This window comes from Virgibacillus chiguensis, assembly GCF_900129865.1.
Classification (GTDB): Bacteria; Bacillota; Bacilli; order Bacillales; family Amphibacillaceae; genus Virgibacillus; species Virgibacillus chiguensis.
In genome coordinates this window covers 209,885-224,156 of the sequence record NZ_FQXD01000006.1, presented here as the reverse complement: position 1 = coordinate 224,156, position 14,272 = coordinate 209,885, and the positions used below count along the sequence as shown (strand labels likewise).

Sequence of the window (14,272 nt, the reverse complement as noted above, 5' to 3'; positions counted from 1 at the left end):
TCGCTTTACTTGATGAGTTCATTTAGAGTTTTGTATAGTAAAGGACCACCTAATGGCGTGTAAGCTTGTGCTGGAATTGCTCCACAAGGAACTCCTGCTTCGTCCGCATGCACTTTGACTTGGTTAAAGCGATGTTTAATTTGTGGTGCGACCATACAAACATCCCACCCTTTTTGCATTTCTTGTTCAACCTCACTTGTTCCAATAGCGTGGACTTCCATTTCATGCCCATGTTTTTTCGCTTCCGTCTTTAGCGCCTTAACTACAATTGCGCTAGACATTCCCCCAGAACATACAAATAACACTTTCATTTTCTTACCTCCTCAATTTGTATAAATCGTGAAAACGTGAAAAGGGTTTCACATACATTGATTATATAGTATGTGAAAGAAAAATTCAATATAAAAAAATAAAACTTAAAATTTTATTTTAAGTATGATATGATGTTGATAAATAGCTAAGGAGGTCTATATCATGAATGTAGAAATGGATATTTTTTCTATTATTTCCCACGGTGGTGACGCGAAAGCTACTGCCTACAAAGCTCTGGAGTTAGCTTATGAGAGCGCATTTTCCGATGCAGAAGAAAAATTGAAGGAAGCACAAGAGCAATTAACGAAAGCGCATAATACGCAAACGAAATTAATTCAAGCAGAAATAAATGATGAACCAGTGAAGATGTCATTATTAATGGTGCATGCCCAAGACCATCTCATGACATCCATTAGTGAAATATCTTTAATTGAACAGATGATAAAAATGCTACAACGAATTCATTGCTTAGAAACAAAATTATCATGATAGAGGTGATTAGATGAGAAACTTGGGGATTTCTATATATCCGAACCATTCAAAGGTGGAAGATGATCTAGCGTATATTGAATTAGCTCATAAATATGGTTTTACTCGTATTTTTACATGCCTTCTATCCATGGAGGGTGATGCTGAGAAAATTATTGAACACTTTAAACAAACCATTCAGTTCTCCAAACAACTAGGTATGGAAGTAATTTGTGATATAAATCCAAGAGTTTTTTCAGAATTAAATATTTCATATAATGATTTATCTTTTTTTAATGCATTAGGTGTTGATGGGATTCGGTTAGATCTCGGCTTTACTGGAAATGAAGAAGCGCAGATGACTTTTAATCCGTATGGTTTAAAGGTAGAAATAAATATGAGTAATGCAACGAAATACTTAGATAATATCATGAGTTATCGTCCTAACAAAGAAAAGTTAATAGGCTGTCATAATTTTTATCCACATAGGTATTCAGGTCTTGCTTATGACTTTTTTATACAGTGTAGTAAGAAATTTAAAGATTACGGTTTAAGAACAGCAGCATTTGTATCTTCTTCCGATGCGACTTATGGACCATGGCCGATTATGGAAGGCCTTCCTACTTTGGAAATGCACCGTACATTACCTATTGAAGTACAGGCAAAACATTTATGGGCTACCAATTTAATTGACGATGTGATTATTGGCAATGCTTATGCATCCGAAGAAGAGCTAAAGAAGCTAGGTACGCTACAACGTGAAAAAATTATTTTTGCAATGGAAGTAGAAGAAGGAATCTCTGACTTGGAGAGGAAAATTATTTTTGATGAACCACATTTCTATCGTGGGGATGTATCCGATTATTTAATTCGTTCTACTCAAAGTCGAGTCAAGTATCGAGGGCATTCTTTCCCTGTGCATCACACACCGAATATAAAGCGCGGGGATATTATTATTGAAAGTGATTTATATAAGCAATATGCAGGAGAGTTACAAATAGCATTGCAAGATATGGAGAATTCAGGTAAGTCCAATGTTGTTGGCAGAATACGTGAGGAAGAAGTATTCCTTCTTGACCATCTGCAACCATGGGATAAGTTTGGCTTCGAAGAAAAATGAAAACAATTTGAGTTACATCCATTTGGTGTGGCAGCTTTTGAAAAAATTATTTACTAGCTTTACATGGATGTTAAACGAATGTAGCTCAAAATTGAAGAGAGGTTCTTTTAAATGGGTTTAGATCAAATGTCTATTAAAGAAATTATGGTTTATATGAATAAAGAAGATAAGACGGTTCCTGTTTCTGTAGAAAAAGCTTTTCATCAGATTGAGCCCGTTATTCAAAAAGTAACCGAAACGATTAAGAATGGCGGGAAAATTATCTATATGGGGGCAGGCACAAGTGGAAGAATGGGTGTACTAGATGCATCGGAATGTCCACCAACTTTTGGGGTTCAACCCGATTTGTTCACTGCTTTGATTGCTGGAGGGGAAAATGCGATCAGACAAGCAATTGAAAATGCCGAGGATAGTGTAGAGTCGGGGGAACAGGATGCGAAACAGCATCTATCATCAAAAGATTTTCTAATCGCTATTGCAGCAAGCGGTCAAACACCTTATGTTATTGGTGGAATTAAGCAAGCAAAAAAACAACATGTACCTACTGCTTGTATTGTCTGTAAGGAAAATACGAAAATAAGTCAATTAGTCGATTATCCTATTGAACTTCTTGTAGGAGAAGAAGTTATTCAAGGTTCTACTCGTTTGAAAGCAGGCACGGCTCAGAAGCTGGTTTTAAATATGATATCGACTACTTCTATGATAAAAAATGGAAAAGTATATGATCATTATATGGTTGATGTTCAAGCAACGAATCAAAAATTAAGAGATAGAGCTGTTAGTATAGTATGTGACATTGCCAATGTTACAGAACATGAAGCAAAAAAAGCTTTGCAGGAATCTGAGTTTAATTTAAAGGCAGCTATTCTTATTAGCATGTTTCAATTGAAGTCAGATGAGGCCTGTTATATTTTACAGGAAAACAGTAGTAATTTACGTGAAGCCATTATGGATATACAAAGAGAAGGGAAATAAGGGGGAAAATGGAATATATCATTGGTATTGATGGTGGGGGTACAAAAACACAGGTAGTAATGGTTGATATGAGAGGGAATACAGTAATTAATTTTACAGTCGGTCCTTCGAATGCAAATGTCATTTCTAACAAGGAATTACATGAGATATTTAAACTTATATTCCAACGTATAAAAGATCGGGCACCAGTTGAATTTGAACGTGTAGTCTGTGTTTATGCAGGTATAGCTGGGGCAGGGAGCGCTGAAATAAAACAGCAAATAACAGATATTATATCATCATTAGTTCCTAAGAACAGCAAAGTTTATTTGGAGATTGATGCATTAAATGCGTTATATTCCGGAACTTTGGGTGATCCGGGGATCGTTCATATATCAGGAACCGGATCTGTAGCTTATGGAATAAACAAGAAGCAAAATGAAGATAGAGTAGGGGGGTGGGGGCATCTACTTGGTGATGAAGGTAGTGGTTACAGTATAGGAAGGCAAGGTGTATCTGCCGCTTTGAAATTCCAAGATGGAAGAGGAGATCAAACAATACTATTGGATATGCTTTATGAACATTTCCGTGTAGATAATGCTCGCTCTCTCATTGACCATATTTATTTTGCGCAAGATATGAAGAGAACGATTGCAAGTTTATCCGAAATTGTGTTTAATGCCTATAAAAGAAATGATTGTGTAGCTAGCCAGATAGTTGAAAATGCTGCAACTGAAATAGTACACCACATCGTAACGCTTTATCGTAAATTGTTTACAGATAGGGAAGAAGTGAAAGTGGTATTGTGTGGCGGCATCTTTAACGATGTGGATGGAGTTTTACCAATTGTCCATAGGAACTTGGAAAAGGATGAGCATTTTCGGGTTTTAACTCCTTCTCTCTTACCTGTTTATGGATCCATTGTAGGCGGTTTTATACAACTTGATGTAAAAGTTACTTCTGATATGATAAAAAGGATGCAAGAGGCAAGTGCAAACTAAGAATTAGAGTTTAACGGATGTAAGGTGCTGTAGGACTCCCGGCTTAAGAATTGGAAAATGTTAAGCTAGACAAGTCTAAGTGGAAGAGAACAGCACCTATTACTTTAGGTCATCTCCTTGAATAAGCTGGAAAACATGAAGTAGAAGAACGGTAAACGGTTACTGCCTGTAGTATCACTTTATTAGGATAAACTCCCTACATATCTAATTTTTGAAATGCTAACTATAGACCTTACTCCTTCCAAGTTTCCCCTAATACGCGTATCCAATTTTTATAAGCAATTTTTTCAATTTCTTGCTCTGCAAACCCCGCTATTTCTAGCCTCTTTAGTAATTTAGGTAAACCTGTCACATCTTTTAGACTATCTGGTACAGTTGTGCCATCGAAATCGGATCCTAAAGCGACATGATCAATTCCGTAATTATCCGCTATATAGGAGATATGCTCTACAATGGTATCTAATGGAATATTTGTATCAAATTGACCGTCAGGACGTAACATATTTACTGCATAATTAATGCCTACTACTCCATTACTATCTTTAATTGCTTTGAGTTGATTATCGGTAAGGTTTCTTGAAATTGGACAGATAGCATGGACGTTTGAATGAGTTGCTACAATAGGAGCATCACTTAACTGAACAACGTCCCAAAATCCCCTCTCGTTTAAATGTGTTGTATCAACCATAATGCCGAGCTGATTACATTCCTTTACGAGGCGTTTTCCATCATCTGTTAACCCATCACCGATGTTAGGAGAAGATGGATAGCGAAAAGGAACACCGTCGCCATATCGATTAGGTCTACTCCAAACAATGCCCAATGATCGCAATCCAGCTTGATAAAGGACGTGAAGCGCATGGAACTCAAGATCAATCGCTTCAGCTCCCTCTATATGGAAAATAACAGCCAATTTTTGCTTGTTCAGACAACGGATCAATTCTTTCTTGCTTTTCACGACGTTTATTTTTCCATTTGAAGCGGCTTCTAGCTTAAAAAGAGTTGCTGCCAGGGCATTCGTATAATTTAATGCAAATGGCTGATCAATAGGTGGTGGTAAGGGCATATCGTATCCTGTTTTAGTTACATGTTTTTCTGGATCGACTTTGTAGTTCTCATTTGGAGTAAAGGCAGCAAAAAAGCCTCCAGCAAACTTGCCTGTATTTGCACGTGGCAAATCAATATGCCCAAAAGTATTTTCATTAAAGAAAATCATTTCACTTTCATGTGACTTGTGTAATCTTAATAATGTATCATTATGACCATCCAAAATAGGAATGTTTGTCATGAAGTAAACTCCTTTCCGTGACAAAGTATTTGTTTCTTATTTTACCACTTTTTAGAATAGAATGGTCATTTGCTTTTAAAGGAGTGGAAGTTTTTCTCGACATAGTTATAACTTTTATATTTCCAGTGCGTTATTTATAGTGTATTAATAACTATTGGTGTTTGCTAATTAACATAGGAAGAATTCCAATTAAATACAATTCGTTATCATTTCAGGAGATCAGAAATTGTGTAGGAATAATACTTATGAAGCCTTATAATGAAGAACGTATTCAAGAAAAATTAGGGTACCAATCCCATTTAAATTTAGAAGAAAGGCAGCCTAAGAGAGGTCACTGAAAATCTTATGATTTCTTAGTGTAAGTCCTCATTTTACTGATTTATGCACTCAATTTGCTTATTTTTAACCCATTAGTTTCAATATTCGTTTTAGGTTTACAGAGAATATTGCCATGGCTCCTTGCATTTCCATGCCAACTAGACCCAAAGATGTTGAAAAATCATATCCGTGTCTGTGTTTTAACTCGCTATTTTTCGCTTCAATCTTATAGCGTTCTTTGGATTTCTCTTTAAAATCATTCGTTTCTTGGAACTTCGCCTGTTCATTATGTTCATTCGATTTGGTGCTTACGAAATAACTCTTGCTTTTAGCTCCAGATTTGTAACAGCCTTCTCTGAACGGACAAAATTTACATTTTTCCACGTCAAAATAATAGGTATCTGTTTGGTTCTTCGCGACACTTTTCTTTCCTTGGCGTGCTTTGCGAATCGCCATATGTCCAGCTTTACAAACTTACATTCCTGCATCTAAAAAGACATGATTCCCATGATAAAGTTGGAAATCATATCTTTTTGGGCTTTTTCAGTGGCCTCAGTTTTTGCCCGATTTTTCTTAATTTTATTTATCTCCTTTAAGAAGGTTTGTTTTTAAAATAGGCAAAATTATTTTTATCAAATGGGTATGTTTTTAATAATTTATGCTACAACTACCATAAAATATATTATTATGAAGGGATACAGATTTTTATGTGTTAATTATTTTTCGAATTACGATATATTAAAAAGACAATCAATATTATTAAAACTATTGATCCATAGACGAAAAGTTGTGACAACAAATCTCCTAGAAACACAGCAATTCCTCCTATTGAAATTAATCTAATGTTTCTTTAATTGTAGAATTAAATTTCTAAAATGTAAATAGGGGATTCCTCTTCAGGAATAGTCCCCTATTGTAAAATATTAATAATATTTAGCAGCGTAAACTTTTGCTCGGTTATTACCTACTGATGATTTGGCTAAAGCCAAGAAGTGTTGGAAAAGATCTCATTTTCGTGACCTGTTGTGACTAAGTTAAATTGCCCTTCTAAGGATTGTAACCCTTGTTCTAATTGGTTTATATTTCCCTTCATATTACTTGCTCGAATGTCTAAATCGTTACACTGATTATCCACTTGCCTACTTTTTTCTCGTATTTCTTCCAATTCTTCCAGCAAATCATTCATGGTGGATAATAAATCATTTATCTGCTTTTGATTCAAGCCTCGTTTCCCCCTTTAGCATGAAGATAACCATATAAAAAAGCGCATGTGCAAAAAATAGATAAAAAGGATAACAGTTCTGGACGGTGAAGTTTGAAGTAGTGGAGTGTATGCAGTCCGTTAAATAAGCAACGATGAAGTTCCATGAGTCACTTTTTAGCACTATAGGAAAAGTATAATTTTTTTTGGTTTATCGTATAAGAAAAACAAAGGCTTTCGTCATAAGACTTAGTGATAAGCTAAGTTTTTTCAATGCATTTTTTGAACAACCTCTAAAAATTTTCTACATTTCACTACAAACGCGACGGTAATCAGAATACCAAGCAATCGTAAGATGAACAAGTGCATTTGGAAGGATTTATTAAGAGGATGTAGGCATAAATACGCATGTAGTTATTCTATAATTATATAGATGATATTTCCCTTCATTACGTAAGTGATACCCCCTCTAATTGTAAAAAATTTTCCGCAGTGGCCACTACCGCATGAAACAAACAGTAAAAGTGTGTATAAATGAAGTGCTGGAAATTGTTTGAGACAGATACGCCCCCCCCTCTCTATTGTACGATTGGACTTGTGGATTATAAGACTTTACAATATAAGAAAAGTCGATTTTTGTAATATAAAATACCTTAGGCGATTCACTAGCTATGATAAAAGTACATTCTAAGTGAAGAAACGTTTAAACTAGGAGAATGTAGATATGCAAACGTATAAAAAGGTTGTCGAAGCGAGTTATTTAACGGCTGAAAAAGCTTGGAGTTATCGAGCTATTCTACGTTATTTTTATATCCAACATGAACGAATGCGTGAATTTTTATTTCCAGAAGAAATATTGACGTATTTAAAAGAATCAGCGGATTTCAAAGATTATACAGAAGAACAACTCCATCAAGATTTAGATCAATTGGTAAAATGGAATAATTTATTAGCTAGACAAGAAATGGGAAGAGCACATACAATTGAGGAATTTAAAAAGAAACGTTTTCGTTATCAATGTACACCTTATACAGTCGAATTTGAACGAATGCTCGTTGAAATGGAAAAAGGTGGTGACGTATTTGGTGGATCTTTGGAGAAAAAAGAATTCGAACGGTTGTACCAATCATTAGTCGAACTAGAAAAGATGCTTCAACAGTCATTCTTTCCAGCGGCTGATGAATGTTCGCAACTGTGGAATGACATTTTCACCTATTTTCGCTCCATTACTAAAAACACCTCAGATTATATTGCACATATAAATAGTGAACAAGCAGAAGAACGTATGCATACGGAAGCTTTTCTCGTGTTTAAAGATCAATTTACGACTTATTTAAGGGATTTTATCGTTGGGTTACAGCATACGGCGCAAAAAACACAGCAATTACTTCGGACGATCGATAAGGAAAAGTTATATGCTTTTATGCAGCAAGTCATCGTTCATCAGCAACATGTGCCACGTTTTGAAGATGTAACAGAAGATGAAGCATTAATGGAAGATATGGAAGGCAAGTGGCAGACGTTAACAATCTGGTTTTTAGGAGATGCTTATCGAGAAAGTGAGTTAGATAGCTTACAAACGCGAACGAATGAACAAATTCGTCGTATTACTCGTGTCGTCCAGCGATTGGGAGAACGCCACCACTATTTCCGTAGTCGCAAAAAAGACTATCTACATTTAGCAAGTTGGTTCGCTTCCATGGATGATGTGAACGAAGCACATGAATTATCTGCTGTCGCTTTTGGTGTGTTTCATACCCGGCATTTATATAGTGATCATATACCTTCAGAAGATATATATACAGATACTTGGGAAGAAAAACCTATTGAGCACGAAACAAATCCACGCATCCGTAATTATCGAGAGAAGACGAAAGCAGGGGCAATTGTAGATCAAAAAAAGGCAAAAGAAAAGGTCAGAGAGCAATATTTACAAGAAAAAATTGCCGAACAAATGACTATTGAAAAATATATGGATGGGAATAGAATCATGATAGAAAAGCTACCGATTATTGAAACAAATGTTAGAAAAATGTTGCTCAGTTGGATTGGAAAAGCAATGGCGAAGCAGGATCGTACATTTAAAACGGAGCATGGGAGGGTTGTGAAGGTACATTTGGATTCCGAACGTCGTGTACCATTACGAGCTGAAGATGGGACGATGGAAATGCCTGCTGTAATATTTGAATTTCTAGATGAGGTGAACCGTCATGGAGCATAATCAGTTTGATGAAAAAGCGCAAACAGCGATGCGTATTTTGCTCGAACACTTTTGGATATTGCGATCCAAACACCCAGAAGCATATCAGCTTATTCGGGAAAGGGAAAAGGTTATTCAGCGTTATGTATCCGATAAATTAGGCTTTGATTTAATTGTGCATCAACATTTTATTAAATTAGAAAAAATACCTGTAGAAACAAAAAGTTGGATGGGAATACAAGATTTTCAAGAACCACGAGATTATGCCATTTTTTGTTGTGCATTAGCCTTTACAGAAAATCGTACCGTTGATGAACAATTTTTATTAACGGAAATATGCGAAGATATAAAAGATCTTTACCTTGGTGATCTACCACTTGATTGGACGAATTATCATCATCGTAGATCGCTCGTTCGAGTAATAAAGCAGTTAGAGAAGTTATCCATACTCGCGGTTGTGGAAGGGGAAGTGGATCATTTCGCCTTAAATGAAGAACATGAAGTATTGTATGAAGTAACGGTATACGCAAGGTACTTTATGCGTTCTTATCCAAAAGATTTGATACATTATCAATCTAAAGAAGAGATATTGCAAGGTGAATGGGATAGGCACGAGGCAGTAGATGGCAGGAGAAAACGTGTCTACCGTAAATTACTTTTATCACCTGCTGTTCAAAGACAGAGTGAGGATGACCCTGATTTTGCTTATATACGTAATTACCGTAATCGCCTGCGTGATGACCTGGAGGAGCATACGTTATTCCGGTTTGAGATTTTTAAAAATGTGGCGCTGCTTGTAGCGGAAGAGAAAAAACAGGAGCTTACATTATTCCCTGATCAAAAAGCGATTATGGATATAGCGCTGCACTTAGCGGCTTACCTTCGAGACCATGAAGATGATTTTCAACCTGATACGTTTGGCAATATTCGCATTAGCCCGGTTGCCTTTGAAAGTTTGCTGTCTTCACTTCATGAACAATATGGACCTGGTTGGAGTAAACAGTATCGTGAAGGTAGCATAAAGCAAATGCAAAAAGAATTAACTGAAACATTAAAGAGCTGGGAAATGTTGCAGCAGGATACCTTTACAAAGGATTATATTGTCCGACCGTTGTTAGGACGTGTCGTTGGAAAGTACCCGAAAAAGTATGTGGAAGAAGGGATGTCTTTGTATGAGCAAAAATAAATGGGAATTACATCGGGCAGGCTTATTGAACTTCTGGTATTATGATGATGAAATTTTTCAATTTGCAGATGGAAAGCTTTTGCTTCGCGGTAGTAACGGTTCAGGGAAATCAGTGACCATGCAAAGTATTTTACCCGTTTTATTAGATGGAAAAAAGTCCCCAGATCGACTAGATCCATTTGGATCGAAAGCGCGCAAGATGGAAGATTATTTGCTTGGAGAAAAAGATATCGTCGACCGAGATGAACGTACGGGTTATTTATTTATTGAATATAAACGAAAAAATACAGGTCAATACATTACTACAGGCATAGGTATGCAAGCTCGCAGGCATAAATCCATGAATACATGGTATTTTGTAATCACGGATAATCGACGTATAAATGAAGATATATTTTTATATGAAACGGAACGCCATGCTGGCGAAACACAACAAATCCCGCTTTCTCGTGTGCAGTTGGAAAATCGAGTAGGTGAGGGTGGACATGTTGTGCGTACGCAAACGGAGTATATGCAACTTGTTAATAAATATATATTCGGTTTTGAAGAAATCGATGCATTTGAAGATTTAATTAAACTATTAATTCAATTACGAAGTCCGAAGCTGTCTAAGGATTTTAAGCCAACCGTTATTTATGAAATATTAGAAGCAGCATTACCGCCGTTAACGGATGAAGACTTACGCCATTTATCGGATACGATTGAGCATATGGATCAAACAAAGCAACAAATTGAACAATTAGAGCGCGAGCAGCAAGCCTTAAACAAATTAATTAACCGTTATGATGATTACAATACGTATATGATTACCGCTGCTGCTCATGAGTATATGGATACGAAGAAGCAATCTGCGAAGAAAATGAATGAAATGAAAGAGAAAGAGCAAGTAGAAGGGCAGTTAGAAACAGAAATTAGCCAGCTTCACGAACGAAATAGAATATTACAACAAGAAAAAGACATACTCGAAAAGAAAGAAGAACGGTTGCGTCATCATAAGGTGTGGAATCTAGAAAAGGATTTAACACATGAGCAACAGGTTTTAGAAGAGATCCATGCAGATGTAGCGCGTAAACAGAATCATGTCTCCGAAAAAAAACGTTTGGAATTGCAAACAGGAGATAAAATTACTGCATTAGAAGCAGAAAATGAAGTTGTGAAAGAAGAAATAAAAGATGCACTAGAAGATTTACAGCTTGCAGCAGAAGCAGCCTCTTTTTTACAGCATGAAGTGAACGAACAGGATTTTAAACGGTACGAGACGAGAGCATTTAATTTTACTGTGTGGCGACAAGAAGCAGAAACACATTATCAATTATTAGATACGATTACAGAAGAAGTTCGTACGTACGAACAATTAAAAAAACAGCTGGTAGAATTTCAAAAGCGCTTAGCTGACTCGTCGCTGCAGTTGGATACCGTTCGCCAAGAAGAAAAAGATTGGCAAAATGTATTTGAAGAGGATAAGCAGAAAAAACTTTCCGACATCTATCAGTGGGCAGAAGCAAATGACTTTTTGGCGATAGAAGAGGAAACATTACAAAAGACAGCTCGAGAGATGGAACAGCTTTATGAAGAAAATACGTTTGAAGATATACGTCAATTGTATGTACAAAGAAGCACCGCTTATCAGATGGAAAAAAACGAACGCATTGCAACGTACAAAGGAAATTTGTCGCTTATACAGGATGCATTACAAGAAAAAGAAATAGAAAGAGCAATGTGGCAAAACAAACGTGATCCTGAACCACCTCATCAGAAAGAAAAAACGAAACAAGCAAGAGAAAAGTTAAAAGACAATCAATATGCATTTGCTCCTTTCTATGAAGTGGTTGAATTTCAAGATCATGTACCGGAAGAAATGTGTAAACAATTGGAGGCTATTCTACTAGATGCTGGTATACTAAATAGTTTAATTGCAGAGCACGGAACACCATTACATCATGACCGTATTATTCAGCCTAACCCACAAATGATGGCTCATACACTTGCTGACTATTTAAAGCCTGATATTGATCATGAGCAATCGGTATCGGAACAATTAGTAGATGATGTGCTTCGCAGTATCGTATTTGAAGAACAACTAGAAACGGGAAGTTTTAGTATCAGTGAAGACGGAAAGTATCGAATAGGATTGCTGGAGGGACATACGGAACCTGTAGATGTCGTTCGTTATATTGGGAAAAATGCCCGTAAACGTTACCGAGAGGAAATGATAGCGCAAATTGAAAAAGAGATACAAGATTTACAGCAGCAAATGCAAGAACTGGAAACAAAGATAAGCGATTCGGAAAAAAGTGTTGCTAAAGCACAAGTAGCTATGGATCGATTCCCTGACGAAAAAGATTTACAAGTAAGTTATACAAAAATGAAAGAAAAGCAGTTTGAACGACAGCAACTGCAAAAAGAATTAGAACGAATGGATACGGAGATGCAAGGAACGAATCGAAATTACCAAGAGAAAAAACGTATCCTTGATCAAAAAACAAGAGACTTAAATATTACCTTTTCTCTAGAAGGCTATATAGAAGCGAAGCAAGAAATGCGTCAATACGAGAAGACGCTAAGCTCACTAGTTACGTCTCATAAAACCTTTTTACTACAACAAGAAAGTATTTTTCAGGCTAAAGATCGTTTAAGTCAAATGATAGCTGAAGTAGATGAATTAAATGGAGAGCTCAATGTATTAGCTGATAAAAAGGCAAAAGTAGCTGGCAACATAAAACAGATTGAACAACAATTGGATATGCACGGTGTAGCAGATGTTCGGAAGCAAATCCGCGAAGTGCAGCAATCGTTGCAAGAGATAGGGAAAGAATATCTTGATAATCAAGCGAGTATTCCTAAGAAAGAAGCGACACGTGATATGCTTCAGCAACAAATTCAAGTAGGAAAACAGCAACTCACATTTTTAGAAAAGATGATGGAAGCTTGGGAAGATACCTTTGTTAAAGAGATGAAATATCAATTCATCGCTTTTCCTGCGTCCTATGAAACGAATGAGGTTTGTGCAAAATGGATTCTCCAAAATTATAAGCATTGGTTAAAAGAAAAGAATTTAACGACGATTGAAGGTCAATTAACAAGTGTATATTACGAGCAGCATTCTAATTTAATGGAGTATCGTATGTCGGATGTACAAGTTCAAGCCGAAAATTACCCTTGGATGGATCATGATTGGACCGATGAACAACTGTTAAAAATTCAATATTGGAAGGAGAAAGCTACAAGGCGACTCATCCAACTTGATTATCAAGGGAAACGAGTTGACCCGTATGTTGTAAGTGAGAAACTAGAAGAGGATCGGTTGCAACAACAGCATTTATTGGACGATCAGGATCGCAAGTTATATGAGGAAATCCTATTTGATTCTGTTGGCAAAAAACTGAGAAGCCGTATAAGTAGAGCACAGCAATGGACGGAAAAAATGGACAAGCTGATGGCAGAAAGCGACTCTTCCTCAGGGTTATCTTTTTCAATTAAATGGAAACCTCGTACAGCAGAATCAGAAGCGGAACTGGATACAAAAGAGTTAGTCGATTTATTGCGTCGTGATTCTAGGTTATTGAAAGAAACAGATATGCTAAAAGTAATGGATCACTTTCGATCAAGAATTGCTAGAGCAAAAGAACTAGTTGAAATAAAAGGCGAAGGAAGTACGCTTTTACAAGTATTAAAAGATGTCTTAGATTATCGTAACTGGTTTTCGTTTGTATTATCTTACAAACGAAAAGGCGAACCGAAAAGAGAGCTTTCTAACCATGCGTTTTATCAATTTAGTGGTGGAGAAAAGGCGATGGCGATGTATATTCCATTATTTACAGCTTGTTATTCCAGATATAAAGAAGCTGCCAATACAGCGCCTTATATTATCTCATTAGATGAAGCTTTTGCAGGTGTGGACGAAGCTAATATTAGCGTCATGTTTCGTTTAGTTGAAGAATTAGGTTTTAACTATATGATGAACTCTCAGGTGCTTTGGGGAGATTATGAAACAATATCTAATCTCGCCATCTATGAGCTCGTTCGTCCCAAAAACCAAGACTTTGTAACCGTTATTCGTTACCATTGGGACGGGAATAGGCGCTCATTAGTTATAAATGATACAGAAGAAGAAAAAACAACTACGTTACATGTATAGGGATGAAGATGGGGAGAACCCGTTGTTTGCAGTGAAGAGGGAGCTTTTTAACCGAACGCTCCTTTTTCTTTTTTATCAAGGAAATT

Annotated in this window: 10 protein-coding genes and 1 pseudogene; 7 read left to right on the top strand and 4 right to left on the bottom strand. The window is 36.4% G+C overall.

The genetic code is table 11. From position 1 onward, the window contains the following. Positions 1-5: 5 nt before the first annotated feature. Complete coding sequence (locus tag BUB45_RS09245; RefSeq protein ID WP_073007734.1) at positions 6-311, bottom strand: PTS sugar transporter subunit IIB; 306 nt, start codon at positions 309-311, stop codon at positions 6-8. 163 nt (positions 312-474) lie between these two features. On the opposite strand from BUB45_RS09245, the gene BUB45_RS09240 reads away from it, so the two are divergent. The 4 genes from BUB45_RS09240 (at position 475) to BUB45_RS09225 (ending at position 3,855) form a co-directional block, all read left to right on the top strand. Then, complete coding sequence (locus BUB45_RS09240) at positions 475-801, top strand: PTS lactose/cellobiose transporter subunit IIA (RefSeq protein WP_073007731.1); 327 nt, start codon at positions 475-477, stop codon at positions 799-801. A gap of 13 nt (positions 802-814) precedes the next feature. Beyond that, a complete protein-coding gene (locus BUB45_RS09235; RefSeq protein ID WP_073007728.1) occupies positions 815-1,900 on the top strand; it encodes a DUF871 domain-containing protein in 1,086 nt (361 codons plus the stop codon). A gap of 111 nt (positions 1,901-2,011) precedes the next feature. Continuing rightward, positions 2,012-2,875, top strand: coding sequence for an N-acetylmuramic acid 6-phosphate etherase (gene murQ / locus BUB45_RS09230; RefSeq protein WP_073007726.1), 864 nt, complete (start codon positions 2,012-2,014; stop codon positions 2,873-2,875). 8 nt (positions 2,876-2,883) lie between these two features. After that, complete coding sequence (locus tag BUB45_RS09225; RefSeq protein ID WP_073007724.1) at positions 2,884-3,855, top strand: N-acetylglucosamine kinase; 972 nt, start codon at positions 2,884-2,886, stop codon at positions 3,853-3,855. 232 nt (positions 3,856-4,087) lie between these two features. Here BUB45_RS09225 and BUB45_RS09220 read toward each other — a convergent pair whose 3' ends face one another. The 3 genes and pseudogenes from BUB45_RS09220 to BUB45_RS09210 all read right to left on the bottom strand — a co-directional run bounded on the left by BUB45_RS09220 (position 4,088) and on the right by BUB45_RS09210 (position 6,683). Then, positions 4,088-5,143 carry a dipeptidase gene (locus BUB45_RS09220; protein ID WP_073007722.1) on the bottom strand — a complete coding sequence of 352 codons (1,056 nt, stop codon included), beginning with the start codon at positions 5,141-5,143 and terminating at the stop codon, positions 4,088-4,090. A gap of 402 nt (positions 5,144-5,545) precedes the next feature. After that, a pseudogene (locus BUB45_RS09215) lies at positions 5,546-5,935 on the bottom strand (transposase); the annotation flags it as partial. 505 nt (positions 5,936-6,440) lie between these two features. Continuing rightward, the gene (locus BUB45_RS09210) at positions 6,441-6,683 is read right to left on the bottom strand and encodes a hypothetical protein (RefSeq protein WP_073007706.1); all 243 of its coding nucleotides are present in this window, start codon (positions 6,681-6,683) and stop codon (positions 6,441-6,443) included. Positions 6,684-7,386: 703 nt separating this feature from the next. On the opposite strand from BUB45_RS09210, the gene BUB45_RS09205 reads away from it, so the two are divergent. Genes BUB45_RS09205 through BUB45_RS09195 form a run of 3 tightly spaced genes read left to right on the top strand, consistent with a single transcriptional unit; the run spans position 7,387 to position 14,186 of the window. After that, complete coding sequence (locus BUB45_RS09205) at positions 7,387-8,883, top strand: TIGR02677 family protein (protein ID WP_073007702.1); 1,497 nt, start codon at positions 7,387-7,389, stop codon at positions 8,881-8,883. Then, positions 8,873-10,048: a TIGR02678 family protein gene (locus BUB45_RS09200; protein ID WP_073007700.1), complete on the top strand. Its 1,176-nt coding sequence runs from the start codon at positions 8,873-8,875 to the stop codon at positions 10,046-10,048. Before BUB45_RS09205 ends, BUB45_RS09200 begins: the two co-directional genes overlap by 11 nt. Further along, on the top strand, positions 10,035-14,186 hold the full coding sequence (locus BUB45_RS09195; RefSeq protein WP_073007698.1) for a TIGR02680 family protein: 4,152 nt from the start codon (positions 10,035-10,037) through the stop codon (positions 14,184-14,186). Before BUB45_RS09200 ends, BUB45_RS09195 begins: the two co-directional genes overlap by 14 nt. Positions 14,187-14,272 lie beyond the last annotated feature (86 nt).

What these genes read in the sequence shown, in the direction of transcription:
- BUB45_RS09245 (WP_073007734.1), bottom strand. Translation starts at nt 311, where the DNA reads ATGAAAGTGTTATTTGTATGTTCTGGGGGAATGTCTAGCGCAATTGTA.
- BUB45_RS09240 (WP_073007731.1), top strand. Translation starts at nt 475, where the DNA reads ATGAATGTAGAAATGGATATTTTTTCTATTATTTCCCACGGTGGTGAC.
- BUB45_RS09235 (WP_073007728.1), top strand. Translation starts at nt 815, where the DNA reads ATGAGAAACTTGGGGATTTCTATATATCCGAACCATTCAAAGGTGGAA.
- murQ (WP_073007726.1), top strand. Translation starts at nt 2,012, where the DNA reads ATGGGTTTAGATCAAATGTCTATTAAAGAAATTATGGTTTATATGAAT.
- BUB45_RS09225 (WP_073007724.1), top strand. Translation starts at nt 2,884, where the DNA reads ATGGAATATATCATTGGTATTGATGGTGGGGGTACAAAAACACAGGTA.
- BUB45_RS09220 (WP_073007722.1), bottom strand. Translation starts at nt 5,143, where the DNA reads ATGACAAACATTCCTATTTTGGATGGTCATAATGATACATTATTAAGA.
- BUB45_RS09205 (WP_073007702.1), top strand. Translation starts at nt 7,387, where the DNA reads ATGCAAACGTATAAAAAGGTTGTCGAAGCGAGTTATTTAACGGCTGAA.
- BUB45_RS09200 (WP_073007700.1), top strand. Translation starts at nt 8,873, where the DNA reads ATGGAGCATAATCAGTTTGATGAAAAAGCGCAAACAGCGATGCGTATT.
- BUB45_RS09195 (WP_073007698.1), top strand. Translation starts at nt 10,035, where the DNA reads ATGAGCAAAAATAAATGGGAATTACATCGGGCAGGCTTATTGAACTTC.